Source organism: Streptomyces sp. Sge12, assembly GCF_002080455.1.
In the GTDB taxonomy this organism is placed as follows: Bacteria; Actinomycetota; Actinomycetes; order Streptomycetales; family Streptomycetaceae; genus Streptomyces.
The window spans coordinates 6,937,742-6,963,344 of sequence record NZ_CP020555.1; the positions used below are offsets into that span (position 1 = coordinate 6,937,742).

Consider the following 25,603-nt stretch of genomic DNA (forward strand, 5'->3'; position numbering starts at 1 on the left):
CATGAACGGCCAGTGGTACGACGCCGAAGCGGGCCCGCTCGTCCGTCCGTACGCCATGACCGGCGGGCGTACCAAGCCGGGACCCCACGGGGTCCGCTTCGACCTGATCGCGCTGGTCGCGGTCGACCCGCAGGGCGCGGACGCGGCGGCCGAGTCCCTGATGGGCCCCGAACACCGGGCGCTGCTCGGGCTCTGCCGCTCCGAGACCCAGTCGGTGGCCGAACTCGCCGCGGACGCCGACCTGCCCGTGGGCGTGGTGCGGGTGCTCCTCGGCGACCTGCTGGAGGGCGGCCACGTGAGGGTCAGCCGGCCCGTGCCGCCCGCACAACTGCCGGACGAGCGGATTCTGCGTGAAGTCATCGAGGGATTGCGAGCGCTTTGATGGGACAGCATGACGACCGGACTGCCGGAGCGGCGCCGGATGTGGACACCGGCCCCGGGGAGGATCCCGAACTGGCGGCACTCGCGCTGAAGATCCTGGTGGCGGGCGGGTTCGGGGTGGGCAAGACCACGCTGGTCGGCGCGGTCAGCGAGATCCGGCCGCTGCGGACGGAGGAGGTGCTGAGCGAGGCCGGCGAACTGGTCGACGACACGGGCGGCGTGGACCAGAAGACGACCACGACCGTGGCCATGGACTTCGGCCGGATCACCATCCGGTCCGGTCTGTCGCTGTACCTGTTCGGCACCCCGGGGCAGGACCGGTTCTGGTTCCTGTGGGACGAGCTGTCGCAGGGCGCGCTGGGGGCGGTGGTGCTCGCCGACACGCGGCGGCTGGAGGACTGCTTCCCGGCGGTGGACTACTTCGAGCACCGGCGCATCCCGTTCGTCGTGGCCGTGAACTGCTTCACGGACGCACGGCGGTACGGGGCGCACGACGTGTCACGGGCACTGGACCTGGAGCAGGGCACACCCGTGGTGCTGTGTGACGCGCGGGACCGGGACTCGGGGAAGGAAGTCCTGATCAGGCTGGTCGAGTACGCCGGGCGGGTGCACACCGCCCGGCTGTTGGACTCGGTGGAGCCGCAGGCCGACTCCGTGTGAACCGGCCCGGTCCGGCGGGGCCGGTGTCAGTCGGCGACGTCGGCGAGCGCGATCACCTTGGTGATCGGGACCCTGACGAGGAGTTCGGTCGGGACGGCGTTGCGGCGGCCGAAGGCCTCGCCGTGCTCCTCGCCCATGTAGCGGGCGCCGATCCGGGTGGCCCAGGTGAGCATGGCGTCCGCGTCGTCGCCGTACTCGCTGATCTCGGCGCGGCCCTGGAGGACGACGAAGGAGAAGGGCGGCCGGTCGTCGTCCACGCAGAGCGCGACCCGGCCGTCACGGGCGAGGTTGCGCCCCTTGACGGTGTCCTTTCCGGTGTTGAAAACGAAGGAATCGCCATCGAGTACGAACCAGATGGGAGCGATGTGCGGGCTCCCGTCGGCGGACACGGTGGAGAGCTTTCCGGTGCGGGTGGAGTGGGAGACGAAAGCCCGCCATTCCTCTTGAGTCATCTTCTTCGCCATGGGGACATCCTCCTTGCCCGAAAGGCGCTGGTGGGGAAGGCTTGCGGCACGAGTACGCGGGGTGGGGCGCGACGGCCAACCGGCCGGCGTCGACGGGGAGGGGCTGGGAATGGCACTGGACAAGCAACTGGACTGGCTGCTGGACGACCTGACGCGCAGGGTCCAGCAGGTGCGGCACGCGGTGGTGCTGTCCAACGACGGCCTGGTCACGGGGGCGAGTGCGGGGCTGGCGCGGGAGGACGCGGAGCACCTGGCGGCCGTCGCGGCGGGACTGCAGAGCCTCGCGAAGGGGTCGGGGCGGCACTTCCGGGCCGGTGAGGTGCGCCAGACGATGGTCGAGTACGACGAGGGGGTGCTCTTCGTCATGGCGGCGGGCGCCGGCAGCAGCCTGTGCGTGCTGAGCGCCGCCGAGGCGGACATCGGTCAGGTCGCGTACGAGATGACGCTGCTGGTCAACCGGGTGGGCGAGCACCTGGGAGTGGCGGAACGGCGCATCACCGGCGGCTGAGGCGGCTGATCCGGCCGGCGCGGCTGGTACGGGGGGGGGTGTTCGCGCGAGGTTTTCCACAGGCCTCGCGAGGTGTCGTCACGTTCGGTTACGGTCTTCACACAGAGTAATTGCTGCTCGTGGGGGAGGACCGTGATGACGATGCAGACAGGGACCGTGCTGCGGGACGGCGTGGCCGACGCAGCTGCGGACGTGCTGGTGGGCGGCGTGCAGGCCGCCGGTGAACTGGGCCTGAGCCGAAGCGAGTTCGCCAGGGCCGTCCAATTGGGGATCGTGCGGCCCGGGCCGCGGGCGCTCGGCGGCGCCGCGCGCTACGCACGGGCCGAGCTGGACCGCGTCAGGTCGGCGGCGGGCCCGCCGGAGGCACTGCGCGAGCGGGTCGAGACGGTGGCCGGGGCGCAGGCCGCGGCCGAGGTGGTGGGAGTCGGCCCGAGCCGCTTCACCCGGCTCGCACGCTGCGGCCACGTGACACCCGTCGGCTACCGGATCAACCGGTACCGGGCGGTGGTGTGGCTCTATCTGACCGCAGAGCTACGGGGCTTCGCCGCACGGGACCCGGGGATGCTGCGCGGGGTCGCGCCCCCGGCGGACCGGGAGTTGATGGCGGCCGGGGCGGATCTGCGCCCGCGCACGTGGCGCGGCCGGCACGTCGGGCTGCTGCTGCGGCGAACCGTCGACCCCTGGGAGCGCGCCGCCGTGCTGGCCTGGGTGCTTCCCGAGGACGAGCTGCGCGAGGCCGTGCCCGACCCGGCGGAGCGGATCGTGCTGGCCGCCCTCGCCCCGCCCCCGCCGTACGGGCACCCACAGGTTCCGGCAGCCGCGGCGGTGGCGCTGCGGCTGCTGAAGGCCGGGCCGCCGGACGAGATCCACTGGTACCGCACCAGTCTCGACTTCGCCCTCACGGGGGCGCGGGATCAGTCGAAGTCGACGGGGGAGAGGGGGCCGACGTAGACCCAGGCCCCGGCCTCGCGGGAAAAGCTGCTGTGCTCGTGCAGCGAGCCGGTGTGCCGCCCCTCGCGGTAGTGGGCGCGGAACTCCACCGAGCCCTCCGTCTCGAACATCCCGCCGCGCTCGGTCGCCAGGATCTCCAGCCGCTCCCAGCGCTGTTCGGAATCCAGATCGAGGCGGGCCGGACGGGTGGAGGGGTGCCAGGAGCGCAGCAGGTAGGCGGTGTCGCCGACAGCGAAGGCGCTGAACCGGGAACGCATCAGCAGCTCGGCGGTGGGGGCCGACCCGGCACCGGAGTGGAAGCGGCCGCAGCACTCGGGGTAGGCGGCGGGCAGTCCGCAGGGGCAGGGGAGGGCAGGGGTGGGCATGGGTGTGCTCAGTTCTCCGGAGTGGGCTCGGACTGCCGGTCCGGCTGGGCCGGCCGGGACGGCTTGGCGGGGTAGGGACGGAAGAGCCCCTCCTGGACCACGGACACCAGCAGCCGGCCCTCCACGTCGTAGATGCGGCCCCGGGCCAGCCCCCGGCCGCCGTGCGCGATGGGTGACTCCTGGTCGTAGAGGAACCACTCGTCCGCCCGGAAGGGCCGGTGGAACCACATGGCGTGGTCCAGTGAGGCCATGTCGAAACCGCGCATCCCCCACAGGGGTTCCACCGGGATGCGCACGGCATCGAGGAGGGTCATGTCACTGGCGTAGGTGAGGGCGCAGGTGTGGACGAGCGGGTCGTCGCCCAGCGGGCCGACGGCACGCATCCACACCGCGCTGCGGGGATCGGATCCCTTGAGCTCCTCGGGAGTCCAGCGGAGCCGGTTGACGTACCGGATGTCGAAGGGCTGGCGGCGGGCCATCCGCTCCAGCGCCTCCGGCAACGCCCCGAGGTGCTCGCGGATCTCGTCCGCGACCTTCGGGAGCGTGTCCGGGTGAGGGACGTGGTGAGGAGGCAGCTGGTGCTCGATGCCGCCCTCCTCCGGATGATGGAAGGAGGCGGTGAGATTGAAGATCGTCTTGCCCTGCTGGACCGCGGTGACCCGGCGCGTGGTGAAGGAACGCCCGTCGCGCACCCGCTCCACCTGGTACACGATCGGCACCCCGGGGATGCCGGGGCGCAGGAAGTACGCGTGCAGCGAGTGGACCGGGCGGTCGCTCTCGATGGTGCGCCCCGCGGCCACCAGCGCCTGGCCGGCGACCTGGCCGCCGAAGACGCGCTGGAGGGACTCCTGCGGGCTGGCACCGCGGAAGATGTTGACCTCGATCTGCTCCAGATCGAGCAGATCGACCAGTCTCTCGGCGGGGTTCGTCATCAGAGGATCTCCACTGTCGGGTCCGGCGGGTCCGGCGGGTCCGGCGGGTCGGGCAGGTACGGCGGGTACGGCGGGCGGCGGCAGGAGGTCAGAGCGCCCCGAGCTCGCCGACCGAGGTGACGCGGATGACCGCCCTGCCCTCCTCGTCGGAGGCGGCCAGGTCCACCTCGGCGCTGATGCCCCAGCCATGGTCCCCGTTGGGGTCGGCGAAGGTCTGCCGGACGCGCCACAGGCCGTGCGCCGGGTCCTCCTCGATCTGCAGCAGCTTGGGGCCGCGCGCGTCGGGGCCGGTGCCCAGGTCGTCGTACTCGTCCCAGTACCCGTCCATGGCCTCGCCCCAGGCGTCCGCGTCCCAGCCCGATTCGGAGTCCAGCTCGCCCAGCACGTTGACGTGGTCCAGGGCGGCCAGCTCCACACGGCGGAACATGGCGTTGCGGACCAGGACCCGGAAGGCGCGGGCGTTCGCGGTGACCGGCTTGACCTGGTCGGCCTTCTCCTGGGCCTGCTCCGCCGTCTCCACCTCCGGGTTCGCCAGCTGCTCCCACTCGTCGAGCAGGCTGGAGTCGACCTGGCGGACCAGCTCACCGAGCCATTCGATCAGGTCCTGGAGGTCCTCGGACTTGAGGTCGTCGGGGATGGTGTGGTCCAGCGCCTTGAAGGCACTGGCCAGGTAGCGCAGCACGATGCCCTCGGTGCGGGCCAGCTCGTAGAAGGAGGTGAACTCGGTGAAGGTCATCGCGCGTTCGTACATGTCGCGGATGATCGACTTCGGCGAGACCGGGTGGTCGCGCACCCACGGGTGGCTCTTGGCGTACACGTCGTAGGCGTGGGAGAGCAGCTCTTCGAGCGGCTTGGGATAGGTGACGTCCTGGAGCCGCTCCATCCGCTCCTCGTACTCGATCCCGTCGGCCTTCATCTGCCCGACCTGGATGCCGCGTTCCTTGTTCTGCTGGGCGGCCAGGATCTGGCGCGGGTCGTCCAGCGTGGACTCCACGACGGACACCATGTCCAGCGCGTAGGAGGGCGACTCCGGGTCCAGCAGGTCGAAGGAGGCCAGGGCGAAGGTGGACAGCGGCTGGTTGAGCGCGAAGTCCTGCTGGAGGTCGACGGTGAGCCGGATGGTGCGGCCCTCCGCGTCCGGGGTGTCGAGCTTCTCCACCACGCCGCCGTCCAGCAGCGAGCGGTAGATCGCGAAGGCCCGGCGGATGTGCCGCAGCTGGGCCTTGCGGGGCTCGTGGTTGTCCTCCAGGAGGTGGCGCATCGCCTGGAAGGCGTCGCCCGGCCGGGCGATCACCGACAGCAGCATGATGTTGGTGACCTTGAAGCGCGAGGTCAGCGCCTCCGGGTCGGCGGCGATGAGCTTCTCGAAGGTGGTGTCCGACCAGGCGACGAAGCCCTCGGGAGCCTTCTTGCGCACCACCTTGCGGCGCTTCTTCGGGTCGTCGCCCGCCTTCGCGAGGGCCTTCTCGTTCTCGATGACGTGCTCGGGCGCCTGCGCGACCACATAGCCCGCGGTGTCGAAGCCGGCCCGGCCTGCGCGTCCGGCGATCTGATGGAACTCGCGGGCGCGCAGCGTGCGGACCCGGTTGCCGTCGTACTTGGTGAGGGCGGTGAACAGCACCGTGCGGATGGGGACGTTGACGCCGACCCCGAGGGTGTCCGTACCGCAGATGACCTTCAGCAGACCGGCCTGTGCGAGCTTCTCGACCAGGCGGCGGTACTTGGGCAGCATGCCGGCGTGGTGCACACCGATGCCGTGCCGGACGTAGCGGGAGAGGTTCTGGCCGAACTTGGTGGTGAAGCGGAAGTTGCCGATCAGATCGGCGATCTTGTCCTTCTCCTCGCGCGTGCACATGTTGATGCTCATCAGCGACTGCGCCCGCTCGACCGCCTGGGCCTGCGTGAAGTGCACGATGTAGACCGGCGCCTGCCGGGTCTCCAGCAGCTCGGTGATCGTGTCGGTGATCGGCGTCGTGACGTACTCGTACGAGAGCGGGACGGGCCGGGTCGCGGAACGGACCACCGAGGTGGGCCGGCCGGTGCGCCGGGTCAGGTCCTCCTCGAACCGCTTCATGTCGCCGAGGGTCGCCGACATCAGGATGAACTGTGCCTGCGGCAGTTCCAGCAGCGGGATCTGCCAGGCCCAGCCGCGGTCCGGCTCGGCATAGAAGTGGAACTCGTCCATCACGACCTGGCCGATGTCGGCGTGCTTGCCGTCGCGCAGGGCGATGGAGGCCAGCACCTCTGCGGTGCAGCAGATCACCGGGGCGTCCGCGTTCACGGAGGCGTCGCCGGTCAGCATGCCGACGTTCTCGGTGCCGAAGAGCTTGCACAGGTCGAAGAACTTCTCCGACACCAGCGCCTTGATCGGGGCGGTGTAGAAGGTGACCTTGTCCTGGGCCAGGGCCGTGAAGTGCGCGCCGGCCGCGACCAGGCTCTTGCCGGAGCCGGTCGGGGTGGAAAGGATCACGTTCGCCCCGGAGACGACCTCGATCAGCGCCTCCTCCTGAGCCGGGTACAGGGTGATGCCCTGATCCTCCGCCCACGAGGAGAAAGCCTCGAAGAGGGCGTCGGGGTCGGCGTTCGGCGGGAGCTGATCAATGAGGGTCACACCCCCCATCTTGCCTGGCTTCCCCCCGGATCAGGGAACCGGCGGACGGAACGAAGATCACCGACGGTACGCTGTGCCGTCGATGAGGCCCGAACGAAACAGTCGACCGGGCCCGACCACACACCACCGGGGCGGGAAACGACCATGATGGGTCCGGCGCACTCACTGTCCGGGGCAGCGGCCTGGCTGGGGGTGGGCGCGGCCACCGCAGCCGCCGGATACCCCATGCCCTGGCCCGTCCTCGTCGTCGGCGCTCTGATCTGCGCCGGGGCTGCGCTCGCCCCCGACCTGGACCACAAGTCGGCGACGATCTCCCGTGCCTTCGGCCCCCTCTCCAAGGGGGTGTGCGAGGTGGTCGACAAGATCTCCTACGCCGTCTACAAGGGGACCCGCTCCAAGAAGGACGCCCGCCGCACCGGCGGCCACCGCACCCTGACGCACACCTGGCTCTGGGCCGTCCTCATCGGCGGCGGCGCCTCCGTGCTGGCCGTCACCACCGAGCGCTGGGGCGTCCTCGCCCTGCTCTTCGTACACCTGGTACTGGCGGTCGAGGGCCTGCTGTGGCGGGCGGCCAGGATGTCCAGCGACGTCCTGGTCTGGCTGCTCGGCGCCACCAGCGCGTGGATCCTGGCCGGGGTGCTGGACCAGCCGGGCAACGGAGCGAACTGGCTGTTCACCGATCCGGGCCAGGAGTACCTGTGGCTCGGCCTGCCGATCGTGCTCGGGGCCCTGGTCCACGACATCGGCGACGCGCTGACCGTCTCGGGCTGCCCGGTCCTGTGGCCGCTGCCGATCGCCGGCAAGCGCTGGTACCCGATCGGCCCGCCGAAGGCGATGCGCTTCCGGGCCGGCAGCTGGGTGGAGCTCAAGGTCCTGATGCCGGTCTTCATCCTGCTGGGCGGTTTCGGCGGCGCCTCGGCCCTGGGCTTCATCTAGGGGCAGCAGAAGCATCCGCACGACGCCGGCGGGGGCGGTGCTCCTGTAGGCCCGGACGCCGAAGGGCGGCGGGTGGGATCAGCTCCCGCCCGCCGCCCTTCGGCGTCCGATGCCCGGCTCAGCCGTGCCAGGACCGCCACAGGGCCGCATACGCCCCGTCGGCCGCGACCAGCTCGTCGTGCGAACCGAGTTCGCTGATCCGGCCGCCCTCGACCACCGCGATCACATCCGCATCGTGCGCGGTGTGCAGCCGGTGCGCGATGGCGATGACCGTCCGGCCGTCCAGCACCCGGGCCAGCGAGCGCTCCAAGTGCCGCGCCGCACGCGGGTCCAGCAGCGAGGTGGCCTCGTCGAGGACCAGCGTGTGCGGGTCCGCCAGCACCAGCCGGGCCAGCGCGATCTGCTGGGCCTGCGCGGGGGTCAGCGCCGTGCCGCCGGAGCCGACCTCCGTGTCGAGCCCGGCCTCCATGGCCCGGGCCCAGCCGTCCGCGTCCACCGCGCCCAGCGCCGCCCACAGCTCGGTGTCGCCCGCGCCCGTCCGCGCGAGGCGGAGGTTGTCCCGCAGCGTGCCCACGAACACGTGGTGCTCCTGGTTGACCAGGGCCACGTGCTCGCGCACCCGCTCCGCGGGCATCTGCGACAGCCGCGCCCCGCCGAGGGTGACCTCACCGGTCCGCGGGGCGTAGATCCCCGCGAGCAGCCGTCCCAGAGTGGACTTGCCCGCGCCCGAGGGCCCGACCAGCGCCATCCGGGTGCCCGGCGGCACGGACATGGACACCTGGTGCAGGACGTCCACGCCCTCCCGGTAGCCGAAGTGGACCTCCTGCGCCCGCACGTCCCGGCCCTCGGGCACCACTTTCGCGTCCCCCGCGGCCGGCTCGATCTCCCGTACGCCCACCAGCCGGCCCAGCGAGACCTGGGCGACCTGTAGTTCGTCGTACCAGCGCAGGATCAGACCGATCGGGTCGACCAGCATCTGCGCCAGCAGCGCCCCCGTGGTCAGCTGCCCGACGGACATCCAGCCCTGGAGCACGCAGAAGCCTCCGATGAGCAGCACCGAGCCGAGGATCGTCACGAAGGTGACGTTGATGACGGGGAAGAGGACCGTCCGCAGGAAGAGCGTGTACCGCTCCCACGCGACCCACTGGGAGATCCGCCGCTCGGACAGCGCGATCCGCTCCGGCCCGAGGCGGTGCGCCTCGACCGTGCGTCCCGCGTCCACCGTCTCGGTGAGTACGGCCGAGACGGCCGCGTAGCCGGCTGCCTCGGAGCGGTACGCGGAGGGCGCCCGCCGGAAGTACCAGCGGCAGCCGATCACCAGCACCGGCAGCGCTACGAGCGCGGCCAGCGCCAGCGGCGGCGCGGTCACCGCGAGCGCCCCGAACAGCAGGCCCGCCCACACCACGCCGATGGCCAGCTGCGGGACGGCCTCGCGCATGGCGTTCGCCAGCCGGTCGATGTCGGTGGTGATCCGCGACAGCAGATCACCGGTACCGGCCCGTTCCAGCACGCCCGGCGGCAGACCGACCGAGCGCACCAGGAAGTCCTCGCGCAGATCGGCCAGCATCTCCTCGCCCAGCATCGCCCCGCGCAGCCGGACCAGCCGGACGAAGAACGTCTGGACCGCCAGTGCCAGCGCGAACAGCAGTGCCACACGCCCCAGATGCAGTTCGCGCGCCCCCGCCGAGAGATCGTCCACGATCCGGCCCAGCAGGTACGGGCCGACCATGGAGGCGATCACCGCGGCCGCGTTGACACTCACCAGCACCACGAAGGCCCGCCGGTGGCGCCGGAACAGGCCGCGCACATAGCCCCGTACGGTCGCCGACGTGCCCACGGGCAGGGTCGCGGCCGACTCGGGGGCGGCCGGATCGTACTCCGGCGGCGCCACGCCGATCATGCGGATTCCTCGATCTCTGTGAGTGCTTCTTCCAGCTCTGTCAGTTCCAGCCCGCCGAGCCGCTGCTCCTCGTCGGTCTCGCGGGTGACCACGGCCCGGTAGCGCGGTTCGAGGTGCAGCAGCCCGCGGTGGGTACCGACCGCCGCCACCGTGTCCCCGTCGATGAGGACGACCCGGTCCGCCCGGTCCAGCAGCAGCGGCGAGGAGGCCAGTACCACCGTGGTCCGACCGGCACGCAGGGCCGCGATGCCGTCCGCGATCCGCGCCTCGGTGTGCGAGTCGACCGCGGAGGTCGGCTCGTCGAGCACCAGCACCTCCGGGTCGGTGACCAGGGACCGGGCCAGCGCGAGACGCTGGCGCTGGCCTCCCGACAGGGACCGGCCGCGCTCGGTGATCCGGGCGTCCATCGGGTCCTCGACCCCGTCCGGCGCCGACTGCAGCAGCGCGTCCAGGACGTCCGCGCACTGGGCGGCGTCCAGCGCTGCGGGCGGGGCGACCGTTCCGGAGGCCGGTACGTCGAACAGCTCCCGCAGGGTCCCGGACAGCAGCACCGGATCCTTGTCCTGTACGAGCACCAGGGTGCGCGCCGTGTTCAGTTCGAGCTCGTCCAGCGCGACCCCGCCGAGGAGCACGGACGGCGCCGGAGCCGCGTCGGCCCCGGCTCGCGCCCCTGCCCCGTCCTCGGCCCCCGTGGCCGCCTCTGCCCCGGCGTCCGCCGCCGGAGCCACGTCCATCGGGTGGCCGCCGAGGCGTTCGGCGAGCCGCCCCGCCAGGTCCGGGTCCCCGCACACGACGGCGGTGAACCGGCCCGCGGGGGCCAGCAGGCCGGTCTGCGGGTCGTACAGGTCCCCGCCCGGGGCCGGTGCCTTCACCGGATCGGTGCCCGCAGGACGCTCGGCGGCGTCCGTCCGGGTCAGCGACAGCACCCGGGCGGCCCGCTTGGCGGAGGGACGCGAGAAGGAGTACGCCATGGCGATCTCCTCGAAGTGCCGGAGCGGATAGAGCAGGGTGGCCACCGCGCTGAACGCGGCGACGAGTTCGCCCACCGCGATGCGCCCGTCCGAGACGAGCGTGGCGCCGTACCAGACCACCGTGATCATCAGCGCGCCCGGGAGCACCACCTGGATCGCGGAGATCAGCGCCCACATCCGTGCACTGCGCACGGCGGCCTTGCGGACCTCCTGCGAAGCCTCGCGGTAGCGCCCGAGGAACAGCTCCTCGCCGCCGATGCCGCGCAGCACGCGCAGCCCCGCGACGGTGTCGGAGGCCAGCTCCGTGGCCTTGCCCGCCTTCTCCCGCTGGACGTCGGCACGCTTGGTGGCGCGCGGCAGCAGCGGCAGCGAGGCCAGTGCGATCAGCGGGACGCCGACGGCCACGACCACGCCGAGGTCGGGGGCGAAGAACAGCAGGCCCACGCAGACCAGAACGATGGAGAAGACGGCCGCGAGGAAACGCGAGACCGCCTCGACGAACCATCCGATCTTCTCCACGTCGCCCGTGGACACCGCGACCACTTCGCCCGCCGCGACCCGTCGGGTGAGGGCGGAGCCCAGCTCCGCCGTCTTGCGCGCGAGGAGCTGCTGCACGCGCGCCGCGGCGGTGATCCAGTTGGTGACGGCCGTGCGGTGGAGCATGGCATCGCCGACCGAGATGGCGACGCCGATGACCAGGAGCAGTGCGCCGACGAGCAGCAGCCGGTCCGGCTCGCGGTCGACGACCGCGTCGACGCCGAGGCCCACGGCGTAGGGCAGTCCGGCGACGCCGGAGAAGTGGAGCATCCCCCAGCACAGGCTCTTGAGCTGTCCGCCGAGCTGACCGCGCCCCAGCCACAGCAGGAACCGGGGGCCGGAACGAGCGTCGGGTACCCCTGGATCCGGATACGGAAGATCGCTGATCTGCATGACGCCCCATGACTGGTCGAGTGGTCCAAACCGTGCAAGGTTCGCCTTCCGGACCAGTGCCGGGCAATCGATTTTCCGTGGACCAGGTGCTCGGGCCGCCGGGTTTACCGCGTGGGGCGGCAACGTGCTGCCTGGTCACGGGGGTTGCGCGCCCCGGCGCTCACGGGCGGGTGGCGCGCTCCAGTTCGAGCAGCGCCGAATAGTAGCTTCGCCCCGTCGCCCGGTCCATGCCCACCTCGCACATCCGGTTCGCCGACAGATGCGCGTCGAAGGGCCGCGCGGTCACCTCCGCCGCCTCGCGCGCCGTCGCCGAGGCCGTCAGCTCCGGGTGCAGCATGCCCCGGTCGCCCGCGAAGGCGCAGCAGCCCGCCTCCTCGGGGACCACCACCTCCTCGGCACACGCCTCGGCGACGGCGCGCAGTCGGTCCTCGTCGCCCAGGTGCCGCATCGAACAGGTGGGGTGGAGCACGGCCGAGCCCACCGTGCGCCGGACCTCCAGGTGCGGCAGCAGCTCCTCGGCGGCCCACACGATCGAGTCGAGGACCCGCAGCTGCGCGTGGAGGGCCCGGTTCTCCCGGGTCAGGTACGCGACCACTTCGCGCGCGATGCCCAGCGTGCAGGAGGAGGCGTCGACGACCAGCGGCAGCCGCCCGCCGGCCGTCCAGCCCCAGGCGGCCTCGACGATCCGGTTGGCCATCACCCGGGCGCCGGCCTCGTAGCCCTTGGAGTGCCAGATCGTCGCGCAGCAGGTGCCGCCCAGGTCGCCGGGGATCCAGACGGGACGCCCGGCCCGCTCCGACAGGGCCACCACGGCCTCCGGCAGGGAGGGGCCGGGCCGGCCCTCCGGGCCGCCGAAGATCCGGTTGACGCAGGCCGGGTAGTACACGGCCGTGGCGCCCACCCGCCGGGTCGGCGGCAGGTGCCGCGCGGCGGGGCCGGGCAGCCGCGCCGGCCACTGCGGAACCAGGTCGGGACGTACGGCCCTGCGCGCGGCCGCGGTCACCGCCCCCAGCAGCCCCGCGCCGATGCGGAAGGGGATCCGGTCGGCGGCGTACACGGCCAGCCGGGCGGCGGACTCGGCGGCCCCGAACCGCCGCGCGGCCAGCGCGGCGGCGGCCTCCTCGCGCGGGCCGTGGCGGCGGTGGCGGAAGTCCTTCATCAGCGCCCCGGTGTCGATTCCGACGGGGCACGCGAGCCGGCAGGTGGAGTCGCCCGCGCAGGTGTCCACCGCGTCGTAGCCGTAGGAGGCGAGCAGTCCGTCCAGTACGGCGGAGCCGGGCTGCTGGCGCAGCATCTCGCGGCGCAGCACGATCCGCTGGCGCGGAGTGGTCGTCAGGTCCCCGCTGGGGCAGGCCGGTTCGCAGAAGCCGCACTCGATGCAGGGGTCGACCACTTCCTCCACTTGCGGAATCGTCTTCAGGCCGCGCAGATGGGCCCGCGGGTCGCGGTCGAGGAGCACGCGTGGGGCGAGTACCCCCTCCGGGTCGACGAGGTGCTTGGTCCGCCACATCAGCCCGGTGGCGACGGGCCCCCATTCCAGTTCCAGGAAGGGGGCCATGTTCCGGCCCGTGGAGTGCTCGGCCTTCAGGGAGCCGTCGAACCGCTCGACGGTGAGCCGGCAGAAGGCCTCCATGAAGGCCCCGTAGCGCTCGACGTCGGCCGGGTCGGCGGCGTCGAAGGCGAGCATGAAGTGAAGGTTGCCGTGGGCCGCGTGACCGGCGACGGCCGCGTCGAAGCCGTGCTCCGCCTGGAGGGCGAGGAGCGCCTCGCAGGCCTCGGCCAGCCGGGACGGCGGCACCGCGAAGTCCTCGGTGATCAGGGTGGTGCCCCGGGCGCGGGCGCCGCCGACGGCGGTGACGAAGGCCCTGCGGGCCTGCCAGTAGCCGCCGACGGTCCTCGGGTCGCTGGTGAAGGCGTTGGTGACCGAGGGCACCGGGGCGACCAGGTCGAGCGCGTCGAGGACCCGGGCGGCCCGCTGCGCGCAGGCGTCCCGGCCGGCCGGGTCCGGCGCCCGGAACTCCACGAGCAGGGCGGTGGTCTCCCGGGGCAGGTCCGCCCAGTCGGCGGGCACCCCCGGGACGCTGACCGAGGCGCGCAGGGTGTTGCCGTCCATGAGCTCGACGGCGACGGCTCCCGCCGCGTTGAACAGGGGGACCGCGGCGGCCGCCGCGGGCAGCGAGGGGAAGAACAGCAGGGCGGTGCAGACCTCGCGCTCCAGCGGGAGGGTGTCGAAGACGACCTCGCAGATGAAGCCGAGGGTGCCTTCCGAGCCGACCATGAGCCCCCGCAGGATCTCGACGGGGGTGGTGCCGTCCAGGTAGGCGTCGAGGCGGTAGCCGGTGGTGTTCTTGATCTCGTACTTGGCCCGGATCCGGGCGACCAGCGCCGGGTCCGCCTCGATCTCCCGCTTGATCTCCATCAGCCCGTGGCACAGGGCCGGTTCGGCGCGTGCCAGCTCCTCGTCGGCGAGCGGATCGGCGGTGTCCACGACGGTGCCGCCGGGCAGGACGAAGGTGAGGGAGGAGAGCGTGCGGTAGGAGTTGCGGGTGGTGCCGGCCGTCATCCCGGAGGCGTTGTTGGCGACGACCCCGCCGACGGTGCAGGCGATGGCGCTCGCCGGGTCGGGGCCGAGGACCCGGCCGTGGCGGGCGAGGGCGGCGTTGGCCCGGGCCACGGTGGTACCGGGCCTGATCCGGGCCCGCCGGCCCTCCTCCAGCACCTCGATCCCGGCCCAGTGGCGGCGTACGTCGACCAGGATGTCCTCGCCCTGGGCCTGGCCGTTGAGCGAGGTACCGGCGGCACGGAAGACGACCTCGCGCTGTCGGCCGTGGGCGTACGAGAGCACCGCGGAGACGTCGTCGATGTCCTCGGCGACCACCACGACCTGGGGCACGAAGCGGTACGGGGACGCGTCCGAGGCGTAGCGGACCAGGTCGGAGACCTTCCACAGCACCTTCTGCGGGCCGAGCAGCTCGGCCAGCTCGGTGCGCAGCGGCTCCGGCGTGCCGGCGGCCCGGTGGTCGGGGACCCGGTCGGGGGCGGGCCCGTCGACGCTGCGGGGGCGCAGGGCTCCCGGCTTCGGTTCCAGCAGCGGCATGGGCGCCCCTCGCGTCGTCCCCGCCCGCGGGCGGACCGTTTCAGCAGGTGTGCTCCGCCGGGGCGTCCGACAGGGCGTTGAGCAGACCGCCGAGCACCTCGCGCTGGTCGGGGGTCAACGGAGCCAGGATCTCCTCCGCGGCGTCGGTCCGCGCGTTGCGCAGACGGCGCAGCGTGGCGCGGCCGGCGTCGGTGAGCTCGATCCGGATCACGCGGCGGTTCGCGGGGTCGGGCGCGCGCCGTACGCATCCGGCCGCCTCCAGGCCGTCCACCAGGGTGGTCACGGCCCGGGGGACGACTTCGAGGCGGGCGGCGAGATCCGCCATCCGGGGTGCCCGCTCGCCCTCGTAGTGCGAGACGAGGCGCAGCAAACGACCCTGGGCGGGAGTGATCCCGAGCGGCACCAGGTGGCGCTTCTGGATCCGGTGGAGCCTGCGCGTCAGGCGCAGGAGCTGTTCGGCGAGGAGACGATCGCTGTCGGAGGCGGAGCTCATGCGGGAACAATATCAGGATGACGTTCATTGTGAGCATAGGTAACAATGACCTATGCTCCAACTCTGACTCCCGAACCCCGAGAGGGTGCCCATGCCGCACGACGAACCGAAGTGGATCCCATCGAAAGACCCCCTCGACCCCACCCGCCCCGCCCCGGCCGAGCAGCCGCGGGAGCTGCGGCGCATCGTGGGGCTGTTCCGGCCCTACCGCGGCCGCCTCGCCGTCGTCGGCCTGCTGGTCGGCGCCTCCTCGCTGGTCGGCGTCGCCTCGCCGTTCATGCTCCGCGAGATACTCGACGTCGCGATACCCGAGGGCCGCACCGGGCTGCTCAGCCTGCTGGCGCTCGGCATGATCCTGACCGCCGTCGTCACCAGCGTCTTCGGCGTGCTCCAGACCTTCATCTCCACCACCGTCGGCCAGCGCGTCATGCACGACCTGCGCACCGCCGTCTACGCGCAGCTCCAGCGGATGCCACTGGCCTTCTTCACCCGGACCCGCACCGGAGAGGTGCAGTCCCGCATCGCCAATGACATCGGCGGCATGCAGGCCACCGTCACCTCCACCGCGACCTCGCTCGTCTCGAACCTGACGGCCGTCATCGCCACCGTCGTTGCCATGCTCGCGCTCGACTGGCGGCTCACCCTGGTCTCGCTGCTCCTGCTCCCCGTGTTCGTGTGGATCAGCCGGCGGGTGGGCCACGAGCGCAAGAGGATCACCACGCAGCGGCAGAAGCAGATGGCCGCCATGGCCGCGACGGTCACCGAGTCGCTCTCGGTGAGCGGCATCCTGCTCGGCCGCACCATGGGCCGCTCCGAATCCCTGACCTCGGCCTTCTCCGCAGAGTCCGAGAAGCTCGTGGGCCTGGAGGTGCGCTCGAGCATGGCCGGGCGCTGGCGGATGTCCACCATCGGCATCGTCATGGCCGCGATGCCCGCCCTGATCTACTGGGCGGCCGGCATAGCCCTCCAGACGGGCACCCCCTCGCTCTCCGTCGGCACCCTCGTCGCCTTCGTCACCCTCCAGCAGGGCCTGTTCCGGCCCGCGGTGAGCCTGCTGTCGACCGGCGTGCAGATACAGACCTCGCTGGCCCTGTTCGCCCGCATCTTCGAGTACCTCGACCTGCCGGTGGACATCACCGAGCGCCCGGACCCGGTCCGGCTGGACCGGGCCAAGGGCGAGGTCACGCTGGAGGACGTGCACTTCACGTACGACGCGAAGAACGGCCCGACCCTCTCCGGGATCGACATCACCGTTCCGGCCGGCGGCTCCCTCGCCGTGGTCGGCCCGACCGGCTCGGGCAAGAGCACGCTCAGCTATCTGGTGCCCCGGCTCTACGACGTCACCGGCGGCCGGGTCGCCCTCGACGGGGTGGACGTGCGCGACCTCGACTTCGACTCGCTGGCCCGCTCGATCGGCGTGGTCTCCCAGGAGACCTACCTCTTCCACGCCTCGGTCGCCGACAACCTGCGTTTCGCCAAGCCGGACGCCACGGACGAAGAGATCACCGACGCGGCCCGGGCGGCGCAGATCCACGACCACATCGCCTCCCTGCCCGACGGGTACGACACCCTCGTCGGCGAGCGCGGCTACCGGTTCTCCGGGGGGGAGAAGCAGCGCCTGGCCATCGCCCGCACCATCCTGCGGGACCCGCCGGTGCTGATCCTGGACGAGGCCACCAGTGCCCTGGACACCCGCACCGAGCACGCCGTCCAGCAGGCCATCGACAACCTCTCGGCGGGCCGCACCACCATCACCATCGCGCACCGCCTCTCCACCGTCCGCGACGCCGACCAGATCGTGGTCCTCGACGCCGGGCGCATCGCCGAGCGCGGCACCCACGAGGAGCTGCTGAAGGCGGACGGCCGGTACGCCGCCCTGGTCCGCCGGGACCGCGACGCCGCACTGGCGCCCGAGCCGCCCGAGGGCCTCCAGCTGGCTCCGGTGAATGTGTGACCGTATGACCGGCACACGGGTTAGATGCCGGAAATGCCACGTATTGCGGGTTAGCGTGCGCGTATGCGTCATGAGTATCTGCCGCCGCAGCGCCGTTCCCGGCTGACCCGCCGGGGTCGGCTGGCGCTCTTCCTCGGCACGCTGCTGGCGATCGGCTCGGCCGTCGTGATCCCCATACTGCGCGGTGGCGAAGTGCCGGAGGCGCCACGCCGGCTGCTCATCCCCGAGGGGTGGCGGGCCACGCAGGTGTACGCCGCGGTCGACCGCGAGCTGAAGCTCCCGCCGGGCTCCACGAAGGCGGCGGTGGCCACCGCCGGACTGGCCCTGCCCGAGGAGGCCAAGGGCAACCCGGAGGGGTACCTCTTCCCGGCGACGTACCCGGTGACCTCGAAGTCCACCCCGGCCACGCTCCTGACGCACATGGTGCGGACGGCGAACGAGAAGCTCGCCACCAAAGCCGTCGCCGACGGCGGCAAGGCCCACGGGATGACCCCGTACCAGACGGCCACCCTGGCCAGCATTATCGAGGCGGAGGCCGAGGGCCGCGCGGACATGGGCAAGGTCGCCCGGGTGGTGCACAACCGGCTCGCGAAGTCGATGCCGCTCCAGATGGACTCCACGATCAACTACGCGCTGAACCGCAGCACGGTGGACACCAAGCTGAGCGACACGCGGATCGACAGCCCCTTCAACAGCTATGAACGCCAGGGCCTGCCACCCACGCCGATCGACAGCCCGGGGCTGGCGGCCATGGCGGCCGCGGTCGCCCCGACCCCCGGGGACTGGCTGTTCTTCGTCACCGTGAAGCCGGGGGACACCCGCTTCTCGGCGACCTACGAGGAGCACAGGCGGCACGTGGCCGAGTTCAACCGGCTCCGCGCGAGCGCCGGCGCCCGGACCGGGCAGGCGGGTCCCTCCGCGAAATGAGTGGCGCGTCCGGCGCCCCGCACGCAATGATGCCGGTCGGAGCCATCGCACAACAGCCTCTGACCTGCTGTTTTCGTGCACCTCGAGATCCTTGACCCCATTAATGGCACCAAATGGCTCGCCATGGTGCCATCGATGCGCCATGATGGTGCCATGAGCGGCGCGCTCATCGGCCTCGAAAGCCGTGGAGTGCGTTGCGCGGGGTGTGTCGTCGAGGGGGTCGGATCATGGAGACAGCACAGAGGCGGCGGCAGGCGGCGCCGGGCGCGGCCACCGCCTTCGCCCGGTTCGTGCTCTGCGGCGGAGGCGTGGGGCTCGCCTCCAGCTTCGCCGTGGCCGCCCTCGCCTCCTGGGTTCCGTGGATCCTGGCCAATGCCCTGATCACCGCGGTCTCCACGCTCCTCGCCACCGAGCTGCACGCCCGCTTCACCTTCGGTGCGGGTGGGCGCGCGACCTGGCACCAGCACGTGCAGTCGGCCGGATCCGCGGTGGCGGCGTACGGGGTGACCTGCGTGGCGATGTTCGTGCTCCAGCAACTGGTGGTGGCGCCGGGCGCGCTGCTCACCCAGGTCGTCTACCTGTCGGCCTCGGCGCTCGCCGGTGTCGCACGGTTCGCGGTGCTCCGTCTCGTCGTCTTCGCACGCGGCCGCTCGCAGGCCGCGGCCACCGTGCGCACCGCCCGGCCCGTGGCCCGGAGCGCGGCCCGCCCCGCGGAACTCTGCCAGGCGGCCTGACCCTTGCGGCCCGGCCGCCGACCGGCGGCCGGGCCACCCGGCCGGCCCGTCAGGGCATTTCGTCCGGGTCGCACGTCGCGCGGCGCAGGCCGATCGTACGCAGGGCCCGCATCAGCCCCTCCTCGTCGCCCGCGCGCACCAGGTGCACGGCCCCGTCGACGGTGGCGACTTCGAGGTCGCCGGGGGCCCGTTCGGCCCTCGTGCGGAGCACCACCCCGCTCGGCGGATCCAGGGCACGGACCCCCTGGAAGACGTCCAGCGCGTCCGGGTCGTCGCCGAGTCCGCCGGACAGGGTGAGCACGGTGATGTCGGGGAGCAGGATCCGGGCGTGCGCGAGGGCGATGTCGGGTGTGTGGGCGTGGGAGATGACCCGGAAGTGGGGGTTGCGCTGGATCCGCGACCGCAGGAGCTCCAGCTCCGCGCCCTCTGCTACGCCGACCACCAGGACCGTCATCACAGTGCCTCATTCTCCGGGGTGGCCGCGCACCCGTCGAGCCGGGCGCCCGGCCGCGCGCCCGTGAATCTCCCGGCCGTGTTGCGATGAGTACGGGCTCCGCGGCCGGTCTACCCTTCAGACCCATTGCCCGGGAGGAGCGGCAGATGACCGAAATGAGAACGTTCGACCTGGGGCCCCAGGCCCGCATCGTGGCCCGTATCGCGGAGGCCGTACCGGACTCCGCGCTCGCGGACCGGACGCCCTGCCCCGCGTACACGGTCGGCGACCTGCTGGGTCACCTCACCGGACTCGCCGTCGCGTTCCGTGACGCCGCCCGCAAGGACCTGGGTCCCACCACGGACACGGACCCCGGCTCGGCGGTGCCCGCGCTCCCCGCGCACTGGCGCGAGGAGCTGCCCGCCGTCCTCGGCGAACTGGCCGAGGCCTGGACGGACCCGGCCGCCTGGACCGGCATGACCCGCGCCGGCGGCGTGGACCTGCCCGGTGACATCGCGGGAGCGGTGGCGGCCGACGAACTGGTGGTGCACGGATGGGACCTGGCCCGGGCCACCGGCCAGGATTACGCGCCCGACCCGGCCGCGCTCACCGCCTCCCACGCCTTCCTGCTGGCCGCCGCCGAGGAGGACGACCGCGGCGGCGGCATCTTCGGCCCCGTCGTGCCCGTACCGGACGACGCCCCGCTGCTGGACCGGGCCGTCGGGCTGAGCGGGCGCGACCCGGGCTGGAAGCCGCCGACGTCCCCGTGACGCGGCCGGGTCCGGCCCGCCCGGGGCACCGCGCATCCGGCTCTCAGGTCTGGCACTGCTTCGTGGCCGCGGGGGACCAGCCGCTCCAGGCGGCGCCGTCGGCCCGGGCGTGGACGCGGATCTCCACCTTCACGGGGCCGCAGACCCGGGTGGTGCTGCCCACCTCCAGCGGGCCGACGCTCTGACCCGCCCCGACGTAGGTGCGGCTGCTGCCGATCTTCTCCCAGTGGCCGCCGTCGACCACCCGGAAGAACGCCTCGTAGGAGACGTTGAGCCCCTTCGCTCCGGTGTTGCGCGCCCTGATGTGCGCGGTGATGTCCCGGGTGGGGAACCTTCCCGCCGATCCCCGCTGGGCACTGATGCAGCCGTTGACCGCCACCCGGCCGGTCGACGTACCCCCGCCGCACGCGACCGCCGCGGCGTGCGCGGGGGCCGGGATCGTCAGCAGGGTCAGCGCGGCTGCGCCCAGGACCGTTCCGGTGCGCCTCAGGTGCAAGGTCTCATCCTTTCGCCCGGCCGTGGGGCCGTCGAGCACTGTCTCGGGAGAGACGATGGCCCGCGCCGAGCTGTGGCGGGCAGGATTTCAGCCGCTTTTCCCCCCAATGGGTGCAGGTGGGGGTGTGACGTGCCGGGTCACCGCGTCACCGGGGTCGCCGCCCCTTCGCGGGCCAGGAGCCGGCGTATCCCGCGGACCGCCGCGCCGCCCGCGCGGTTGGCCCCGACGGTCGACGCCGACGGGCCGTACCCCACCAGATGGATCCGCTCGTCGCGGACTGCCCGGGTCCCCTCGACCCGGATGCCGCCGCCCGGTTCGCGCAGGCGCAGCGGGGCGAGGTGGTCGACGGCCGCGCGGAACCCGGTGGCCCACAGGATGACGTCCGCGTCGATGCGGGTCCCGTCCGCCCAGGCGACCCCGGTGGCGGTGATCCGGTCGAAGACGGGCCGCCGGTCGAGCACCCCCGAGGCCAGGCCGGCCCGGACGGCGTCGTTCAGCGGGAGCCCGGTCACGCTCACCACGCTCTGCGGCGGCAGCCCCCGGCGCACCCGTTCGTCCACCAGGGCCACCGCGGCCCGGCCCTCGGCCTCGCCGAAGCCGCTGTCGCGGAAGACCGGGGGCCGCCGGGTCACCCAGGTGGTCTCCGCCGCCACCTCGGCGATCTCCAGCAGGTGCTGCACCGCCGAGGTACCGCCGCCCACGACGATCACCCGGTTCCCGGCGAACTCCTGCGGCCCCGGGTAGTTCGCGGTGTGCAGCTGCCGGCCGCGGAAGGTCTCCTGGCCCGGGTAGCGCGGCCAGAACGGCCGGTCCCAGGTTCCCGTGGCGTTGATCAGGGCGCGCGGCGACCAGACCCCGGCCGAGGTCTCCACCCGTAGCCGCCCCGCCTCTCCCTCGCGGACGGCGGACACGTCCACGGGGCGGCGTACGCGCAGGTCGAAGCGGTCCTCGTACGCGGCGAAGTACTCCCCGATCACCTCGGACGACGGCCGCAGCGGGTCGGCGTCCGTCAGCTCCATGCCGGGCAGCGCGTGCATGCCGTGGACCCTGCCGTAGGTGAGCGAGGGCCAGCGGAACTGCCAGGCGCCGCCCGGCCGGGGCGCGTGGTCCAGGACCACGTGGTCGAGCCCCGCCCGCGTCAGGTGGTAGGCGCTGGACAGGCCGGCCTGCCCGGCGCCGATGACCACCACGTCGACGTCCGCGGATCCCGCGGATCCCGCGGATCCCGCCGGTTCTCCCGGCTCCACCGCATACCGCACCGTTTCGTTCACGGTTCTACCAACTTGCGGTGGGCGCCGGATCTTCCCCGCTACGGCGCGAGCAGCCCGCGGGCCGCCAGTTCTGGGGTCACCCCCTCGCCGAACCAGTAGGCCTCCTCCAGGTGCGGATAGCCCGACAGGACGAAGTTCTCGATCCCGAGCGCGTGGTACTCCTCGATCCGGTCCGCGACGTCCCCATGACTGCCGACCAGGGCCGTCCCGGCGCCGCCGCGGACCAGGCCGACGCCCGCCCACAGGTTCGGCGAGATCTCCAGCCCGTCCCGGGAACCGCCGTGCAGGGCCAGCATGCGCTGCTGCCCCACCGACTCGCTCGCGCCCAGCAGGGACTGCGCGCGGGCGATGTCCGTGTCGGACAGGTCGCCGAGCAGCCGGTCCGCCGCACCCCAGGCCTCCTTCGCCGAGTCGCGCGAGATGGTGTGCAGCCGGATGCCGAACCGGACCGTCCGCCCCCGCTCCTCGGCCAGCGAACGGATCCAGTCGATCTTCTCCTTGACCTGCTGCGGCGGCTCGCCCCAGGTCAGGTACACATCGGCGTGCTCGGCGGCGACCGGCCCAGCCGCCGCGGAGGACCCGCCGAAGAAGATCTCCGGCAGCGGGTCCGGCGGCAGCGCGGTCAGCCCGCCGTCGATCCGGTAGTGCTCGCCGTGGAAGTCGTACGGCTCCCCGCGCCAGGCACCGCGTACGACGGACAGGAACTCGGCGGTGCGCGCGTAGCGGCGGTCGTGGTCGAGGTGGTCGCCGAACCGCCGCTGCTCGGCCGAGTCGCCGCCCGTCACCACATTGAGCAGCAGCCGGCCGCGGGTGATCCGCTGGTAGGTCGCTGCCATCTGGGCGGCGAGGGTCGGCGAGATCACCCCGGGCCGGAAGGCCACCAGGAACTTCAGCCGCTCGGTGTGCTGCGAGAGCGCCACCGTGGTCAGCCAGGCGTCCTCGCACCAGGTGCCGGTCGGCGTCAGCACCGCCTCGAAGCCGAGCCGTTCGGCGGCCTTGGCGATCTGCGCGAGGTACTCGATGTCGGGCTCGCGCACGCCGGGCGCGGACGCGTTGTGCGCGTAGGCGTGCCGGTCGACCAGGGTGCGGCCGTCACCGCCGGTGGGCAGGAACCAGTGCAGGCGAACGGTCATCAGGAGTCCTTCCCGTAGCTGCGCGGGGCGGTGGTGGACGGCGGCAGGTTCCCGTTGAAACGGGTGTCGACGAAGTCCTTGAAGACGACCTTCCCGGGGATCAGCTTCAGCTCGGTGAAGGTGTCGGCGATCTTCTGCTCGGAGACCACGGCCGCATCGTCGACGGCGACGGGGACCCGGGTGCCGTTGCTGCGCTTCACCGCGTCGAGGGCGACCTCGTACGGCAGTCCCGTCTCCTTCGCCCAGACCTTCGCCCACTCCTCCGGGTGCTTGAACACCCACTCCTGGGCGCGCTGGAGCCGCTTCAGGTAGTCGTCGATGGCCTTGCTCTTGGCCGCGTCCTCCAGGGCCGCGGGCGCCGCGACCTGGAAGCCGAGCCCGTTGACGAGTCCCTCGCCGGAGGTCAGGACCCGGGCGCCGGTGCGCAGCACCTGGGAGGTGTAGGGGTCCCAGACCGCCCACGCGTCGACCGAACCGCTGTTGAAGGCGGCCAGCGCGTCGGCGGGCTGGAGGAAGTTGATCGTCACGTCGGTGGGCTTCAGGCCGGCCTGTTCCAGGCTCGCGATGAGCTGGAAGTGGGCTGAACTGCCCTGCGCCACCGCGATCTTCTTGCCGCGCAGGTCGGCGCCCGATTGGAGGGCGGAGCCCTTGGGTACGAGGATCGCCTCGCCCGCGGAGGAGCCGTGCGTGGCGGCCACCACCGTGATCTTCGACTTGGCGGCCGCGGCGAACACCGGCGGGGTGTTGCCGACGCCGCCGATGTCCACGGCCTTGGCGTTGACGGCCTCCAGCAGCGGCGGACCGGAGGTGAAGGTGGACCACTTGATGGTGTAGTCGAGGTTCTCCAGCTCGCCGGCGGCCTTCAGCAGCGACTCGTTGCCGCCCTTCTGGTCCCCGATGCTGAGGGTGACCTTCGCACCGCTCCCGGAGGTCGCCGCCGTACCGCTGTCGGCGGCGGAGCTGCCGCCGCAGGCGGAGAGGGCCAGGGACAGCGGGATCAGGGTGGCGAGCAGGGGCAGGGAATGGCGTCTCATGTCGCTTCTCTTCGTTCTCTTGACGGGGTGAAAGGTATTCAGAAGACGCCGAGTTCGGCGAGCAGCCGGGTGCGGAGCGCCGCGAATCCCGGGTCGCCGACCGTGCGCGGCCGCTCCAGCGGCACCTGCGTGTCGTGGGCGATCCGCCCCTCGTTCATCACCAGGATCCGGTCGGCCAGCAGCACCGCCTCGTCGACGTCGTGCGTCACCAGCAGCACCGCACAGCCGCGCCGCTGCCACAGCCGGGCCACCAGCTCCTGGGCCTTGATCCGGGTCAGCGCGTCGAGCGCGCCGAACGGCTCGTCCAGCAGCAGCAGATCCGGTTCGCGCACCAGCGCCCGGGCCAGTGAGGCCCGCTGGGCCTCGCCGCCGGACAGCGTCTTGGGCCAGGCGTCCGTACGGTGTTCCAGCCCGACCTCGGCCAGAGCCCGCTCGGCGCGCTCGCGCTCCGGCCGGCCCGGCAGGCCGAGGAGCACGTTGCGCCAGACCCGCTTCCAGGGCATCAGCCGCGGTGCCTGGAAGGCCACCGCCCGCCGCTCGGGTACCAGTACGTCGCCCTCGATCTCGCGGTCCAGGCCCGCCAGGATCCGCAGCAGGGTGGACTTGCCGCAGCCGCTGCGGCCGAGCAGGACGGTGAACTCCCCGGCCCGCAGGGTCAGTTCGAGCCCGTCGATGACGGCCCGCCCGTCGAAGGACCGGGTCAGCCCGGTCACCCTGACGGCGGCGGCGGTGGCTACTGCCCCGTGAACGTCGGTCGCCATTGCAGCAGCAGCCTTTCGAGAGTGCGGACGACGAGGTCGGCGGTCAGACCGAGGAAGGCGTAGACGACGAGGCAGACCACGATCACGTCGGTACGGAAGAACTCGCGCGCCTGGTTCATCAGGAAGCCGATTCCGGCGTCGGCGTTGATGGACTCCCCGAAGACCAGGGCCAGCCAGGCCGTCGCGAGCGAATACCGCAGGCCGGTCATGAAGCCGGGCAGCGCCCCGGGCAGCACCACGTGCCGCACCAGGCCCCAGCGCCCCAGCCCCAACGCCCCGCCCGCCTCGATCAGTTGCTCGTCGACCCCGCGGATCCCGGCGTACACGTTCAGGTACAGGTGGAAGGCGGTGCCGAGGGCGATCAGTGCCACCTTCGGTGCCTCGCCGATGCCCATCCAGATGATGAAGAGCGGGATGAGGCCCACCCAGGGCACCGTGCGCAGCATCTGCACGCTCGCGTCGATCAGGTCCTCGCCGAGCCGGGACAGGCCGGACAGCAGCGCCAGTACCGTCCCCGCCGTCCCGCCGATGACCAGGCCGATCGCGACGCGCTGCAGCGACACGGCCATCGCCCCCGGCAGCGTGCCGTCCCCGATCAGGTCCGCCCCGGCGGCGGCGATCGTCGACGGCGGCGCGAGCGTGTCGGCCGGCAACCACCCCAGGCTGCTGGCCAGTTGCCACAGGCCGAGCAGCAGCAGCGGTCCGGCGGTCCGGCGGATCCAGCGGGGTACGGGACGGCGCCGCGCGGAGATCGCCACGACGGGCACGAGCGCGGGGGCGGCGGGCTGCGCGGATCCGGCTACGGGGGATATGTCGGGCGGGGCATGGCTGATGCTGATGCTCATGGGAGCTCCACGAAAGGAGGGCGGCGAGGCGGGCGCGAGCGTGCAC

The 25,603-nt window shown here is 72.5% G+C and carries 24 protein-coding genes; 9 read left to right on the plus strand and 15 right to left on the minus strand.

The features are described from left to right. Position 1 precedes the first annotated feature (1 nt). Entirely contained in the window at positions 2-382 is a 381-nt protein-coding gene (locus tag B6R96_RS31035) for a DUF742 domain-containing protein (protein ID WP_030384194.1), read from the plus strand. Then, on the plus strand, positions 379-1,041 hold the full coding sequence (locus B6R96_RS31040; RefSeq protein ID WP_384505190.1) for a GTP-binding protein: 663 nt from the start codon (positions 379-381) through the stop codon (positions 1,039-1,041). The genes B6R96_RS31035 and B6R96_RS31040 overlap by 4 nt, the downstream gene beginning before the upstream one ends. 26 nt (positions 1,042-1,067) lie before the next feature. On the opposite strand, the gene B6R96_RS31045 is transcribed toward B6R96_RS31040, so the two are convergent. After that, positions 1,068-1,505, minus strand: coding sequence for a PPOX class F420-dependent oxidoreductase (locus tag B6R96_RS31045; RefSeq protein ID WP_030384196.1), 438 nt, complete (start codon positions 1,503-1,505; stop codon positions 1,068-1,070). A gap of 109 nt (positions 1,506-1,614) precedes the next feature. Here B6R96_RS31045 and B6R96_RS31050 point away from each other — a divergent pair, with 109 nt between their 5' ends. Further along, on the plus strand, positions 1,615-2,013 hold the full coding sequence (locus B6R96_RS31050; RefSeq protein ID WP_030384197.1) for a roadblock/LC7 domain-containing protein: 399 nt from the start codon (positions 1,615-1,617) through the stop codon (positions 2,011-2,013). Between the two features lie 135 nt (positions 2,014-2,148). Then, positions 2,149-2,964: a DUF6397 family protein gene (locus B6R96_RS31055; protein WP_081524279.1), complete on the plus strand. Its 816-nt coding sequence runs from the start codon at positions 2,149-2,151 to the stop codon at positions 2,962-2,964. On the opposite strand, the gene B6R96_RS31060 is transcribed toward B6R96_RS31055, so the two are convergent. The 3 genes from B6R96_RS31060 to B6R96_RS31070 all read right to left on the minus strand — a co-directional run bounded on the left by B6R96_RS31060 (position 2,928) and on the right by B6R96_RS31070 (position 6,872). After that, positions 2,928-3,329, minus strand: a complete 402-nt coding sequence (locus tag B6R96_RS31060) for a YchJ family protein (RefSeq protein WP_081524280.1) — start codon at positions 3,327-3,329, stop codon at positions 2,928-2,930. The genes B6R96_RS31055 and B6R96_RS31060 overlap by 37 nt on opposite strands. Positions 3,330-3,337: 8 nt before the next feature. Further along, complete coding sequence (locus B6R96_RS31065; RefSeq protein WP_051778888.1) at positions 3,338-4,261, minus strand: acyl-CoA thioesterase; 924 nt, start codon at positions 4,259-4,261, stop codon at positions 3,338-3,340. Between the two features lie 88 nt (positions 4,262-4,349). Further along, positions 4,350-6,872: a DEAD/DEAH box helicase gene (locus tag B6R96_RS31070; protein WP_030384201.1), complete on the minus strand. Its 2,523-nt coding sequence runs from the start codon at positions 6,870-6,872 to the stop codon at positions 4,350-4,352. A gap of 144 nt (positions 6,873-7,016) precedes the next feature. Here B6R96_RS31070 and B6R96_RS31075 point away from each other — a divergent pair, with 144 nt between their 5' ends. Continuing rightward, positions 7,017-7,808 (plus strand): metal-dependent hydrolase, encoded by a 792-nt coding sequence (locus tag B6R96_RS31075; protein WP_081524281.1) that lies wholly within the window; start codon positions 7,017-7,019, stop codon positions 7,806-7,808. A 118-nt stretch (positions 7,809-7,926) separates the two neighbouring features. Here the strand turns inward: B6R96_RS31075 and B6R96_RS31080 are convergent, their stop codons facing one another. From B6R96_RS31080 to B6R96_RS31095, 4 genes are all read right to left on the minus strand, one after another. Beyond that, the gene (locus B6R96_RS31080; RefSeq protein ID WP_053176459.1) at positions 7,927-9,708 is read right to left on the minus strand and encodes an ABC transporter ATP-binding protein; all 1,782 of its coding nucleotides are present in this window, start codon (positions 9,706-9,708) and stop codon (positions 7,927-7,929) included. Next, positions 9,705-11,609, minus strand: a complete 1,905-nt coding sequence (locus B6R96_RS31085; protein ID WP_081524282.1) for an ABC transporter transmembrane domain-containing protein — start codon at positions 11,607-11,609, stop codon at positions 9,705-9,707. Before B6R96_RS31085 ends, B6R96_RS31080 begins: the two co-directional genes overlap by 4 nt. Before the next feature lie 160 nt (positions 11,610-11,769). Beyond that, positions 11,770-14,706 carry an FAD-binding and (Fe-S)-binding domain-containing protein gene (locus B6R96_RS31090; protein WP_081524283.1) on the minus strand — a complete coding sequence of 979 codons (2,937 nt, stop codon included), beginning with the start codon at positions 14,704-14,706 and terminating at the stop codon, positions 11,770-11,772. A gap of 40 nt (positions 14,707-14,746) precedes the next feature. Continuing rightward, positions 14,747-15,199 (minus strand): MarR family winged helix-turn-helix transcriptional regulator, encoded by a 453-nt coding sequence (locus B6R96_RS31095; RefSeq protein WP_030384206.1) that lies wholly within the window; start codon positions 15,197-15,199, stop codon positions 14,747-14,749. Positions 15,200-15,290: 91 nt separating this feature from the next. On the opposite strand from B6R96_RS31095, the gene B6R96_RS31100 reads away from it, so the two are divergent. The 3 genes from B6R96_RS31100 (at position 15,291) to B6R96_RS31110 (ending at position 18,814) form a co-directional block, all read left to right on the plus strand. Further along, complete coding sequence (locus B6R96_RS31100; RefSeq protein WP_051778889.1) at positions 15,291-17,153, plus strand: ABC transporter ATP-binding protein; 1,863 nt, start codon at positions 15,291-15,293, stop codon at positions 17,151-17,153. A gap of 63 nt (positions 17,154-17,216) precedes the next feature. Further along, the gene (mltG, locus tag B6R96_RS31105; RefSeq protein ID WP_081524284.1) at positions 17,217-18,080 is read left to right on the plus strand and encodes an endolytic transglycosylase MltG; all 864 of its coding nucleotides are present in this window, start codon (positions 17,217-17,219) and stop codon (positions 18,078-18,080) included. A gap of 227 nt (positions 18,081-18,307) precedes the next feature. Further along, positions 18,308-18,814 carry a hypothetical protein gene (locus B6R96_RS31110; RefSeq protein ID WP_081524285.1) on the plus strand — a complete coding sequence of 169 codons (507 nt, stop codon included), beginning with the start codon at positions 18,308-18,310 and terminating at the stop codon, positions 18,812-18,814. 49 nt (positions 18,815-18,863) lie between these two features. Here the strand turns inward: B6R96_RS31110 and B6R96_RS31115 are convergent, their stop codons facing one another. Next, entirely contained in the window at positions 18,864-19,268 is a 405-nt protein-coding gene (locus B6R96_RS31115; RefSeq protein ID WP_081524286.1) for a hypothetical protein, read from the minus strand. A gap of 146 nt (positions 19,269-19,414) precedes the next feature. Here B6R96_RS31115 and B6R96_RS31120 point away from each other — a divergent pair, with 146 nt between their 5' ends. After that, positions 19,415-20,017, plus strand: coding sequence for a TIGR03086 family metal-binding protein (locus tag B6R96_RS31120; protein WP_203351679.1), 603 nt, complete (start codon positions 19,415-19,417; stop codon positions 20,015-20,017). A 43-nt stretch (positions 20,018-20,060) separates the two neighbouring features. On the opposite strand, the gene B6R96_RS31125 is transcribed toward B6R96_RS31120, so the two are convergent. The 6 genes from B6R96_RS31125 to B6R96_RS31150 form a co-directional block, all read right to left on the minus strand. Beyond that, positions 20,061-20,513, minus strand: a complete 453-nt coding sequence (locus tag B6R96_RS31125; protein ID WP_237291563.1) for a hypothetical protein — start codon at positions 20,511-20,513, stop codon at positions 20,061-20,063. Positions 20,514-20,650: 137 nt separating this feature from the next. After that, positions 20,651-21,700: an NAD(P)-binding domain-containing protein gene (locus B6R96_RS31130; RefSeq protein ID WP_203351757.1), complete on the minus strand. Its 1,050-nt coding sequence runs from the start codon at positions 21,698-21,700 to the stop codon at positions 20,651-20,653. A 122-nt stretch (positions 21,701-21,822) separates the two neighbouring features. Continuing rightward, on the minus strand, positions 21,823-22,917 hold the full coding sequence (locus B6R96_RS31135; RefSeq protein ID WP_030384214.1) for an LLM class flavin-dependent oxidoreductase: 1,095 nt from the start codon (positions 22,915-22,917) through the stop codon (positions 21,823-21,825). After that, positions 22,917-23,951, minus strand: coding sequence for an ABC transporter substrate-binding protein (locus tag B6R96_RS31140; protein ID WP_081524289.1), 1,035 nt, complete (start codon positions 23,949-23,951; stop codon positions 22,917-22,919). Before B6R96_RS31140 ends, B6R96_RS31135 begins: the two co-directional genes overlap by 1 nt. Positions 23,952-23,989: 38 nt before the next feature. Continuing rightward, complete coding sequence (locus B6R96_RS31145) at positions 23,990-24,712, minus strand: ABC transporter ATP-binding protein (protein WP_081524290.1); 723 nt, start codon at positions 24,710-24,712, stop codon at positions 23,990-23,992. Then, complete coding sequence (locus B6R96_RS31150) at positions 24,685-25,551, minus strand: ABC transporter permease (RefSeq protein ID WP_237291715.1); 867 nt, start codon at positions 25,549-25,551, stop codon at positions 24,685-24,687. The genes B6R96_RS31145 and B6R96_RS31150 overlap by 28 nt, the downstream gene beginning before the upstream one ends. Between the last annotated feature and the right edge of the window lie 52 nt (positions 25,552-25,603).

Excerpts from the sequence above, each read along its gene's own strand:
- B6R96_RS31035 (WP_030384194.1), top strand. The coding sequence starts at position 2 with ATGAACGGCCAGTGGTACGACGCCGAAGCGGGCCCGCTCGTCCGTCCG.
- B6R96_RS31045 (WP_030384196.1), bottom strand. The coding sequence starts at position 1,505 with ATGGCGAAGAAGATGACTCAAGAGGAATGGCGGGCTTTCGTCTCCCAC.
- B6R96_RS31050 (WP_030384197.1), top strand. The coding sequence starts at position 1,615 with ATGGCACTGGACAAGCAACTGGACTGGCTGCTGGACGACCTGACGCGC.
- B6R96_RS31055 (WP_081524279.1), top strand. The coding sequence starts at position 2,149 with ATGACGATGCAGACAGGGACCGTGCTGCGGGACGGCGTGGCCGACGCA.
- B6R96_RS31060 (WP_081524280.1), bottom strand. The coding sequence starts at position 3,329 with ATGCCCACCCCTGCCCTCCCCTGCCCCTGCGGACTGCCCGCCGCCTAC.
- B6R96_RS31065 (WP_051778888.1), bottom strand. The coding sequence starts at position 4,261 with ATGACGAACCCCGCCGAGAGACTGGTCGATCTGCTCGATCTGGAGCAG.
- B6R96_RS31075 (WP_081524281.1), top strand. The coding sequence starts at position 7,017 with ATGATGGGTCCGGCGCACTCACTGTCCGGGGCAGCGGCCTGGCTGGGG.
- B6R96_RS31080 (WP_053176459.1), bottom strand. The coding sequence starts at position 9,708 with ATGATCGGCGTGGCGCCGCCGGAGTACGATCCGGCCGCCCCCGAGTCG.
- B6R96_RS31085 (WP_081524282.1), bottom strand. The coding sequence starts at position 11,609 with ATGCAGATCAGCGATCTTCCGTATCCGGATCCAGGGGTACCCGACGCT.
- B6R96_RS31090 (WP_081524283.1), bottom strand. The coding sequence starts at position 14,706 with ATGCCGCTGCTGGAACCGAAGCCGGGAGCCCTGCGCCCCCGCAGCGTC.
- B6R96_RS31095 (WP_030384206.1), bottom strand. The coding sequence starts at position 15,199 with ATGAGCTCCGCCTCCGACAGCGATCGTCTCCTCGCCGAACAGCTCCTG.
- B6R96_RS31100 (WP_051778889.1), top strand. The coding sequence starts at position 15,291 with ATGCCGCACGACGAACCGAAGTGGATCCCATCGAAAGACCCCCTCGAC.
- mltG (WP_081524284.1), top strand. The coding sequence starts at position 17,217 with ATGCGTCATGAGTATCTGCCGCCGCAGCGCCGTTCCCGGCTGACCCGC.
- B6R96_RS31110 (WP_081524285.1), top strand. The coding sequence starts at position 18,308 with ATGGAGACAGCACAGAGGCGGCGGCAGGCGGCGCCGGGCGCGGCCACC.
- B6R96_RS31115 (WP_081524286.1), bottom strand. The coding sequence starts at position 19,268 with ATGACGGTCCTGGTGGTCGGCGTAGCAGAGGGCGCGGAGCTGGAGCTC.
- B6R96_RS31120 (WP_203351679.1), top strand. The coding sequence starts at position 19,415 with ATGACCGAAATGAGAACGTTCGACCTGGGGCCCCAGGCCCGCATCGTG.
- B6R96_RS31135 (WP_030384214.1), bottom strand. The coding sequence starts at position 22,917 with ATGACCGTTCGCCTGCACTGGTTCCTGCCCACCGGCGGTGACGGCCGC.
- B6R96_RS31140 (WP_081524289.1), bottom strand. The coding sequence starts at position 23,951 with ATGAGACGCCATTCCCTGCCCCTGCTCGCCACCCTGATCCCGCTGTCC.
- B6R96_RS31145 (WP_081524290.1), bottom strand. The coding sequence starts at position 24,712 with ATGGCGACCGACGTTCACGGGGCAGTAGCCACCGCCGCCGCCGTCAGG.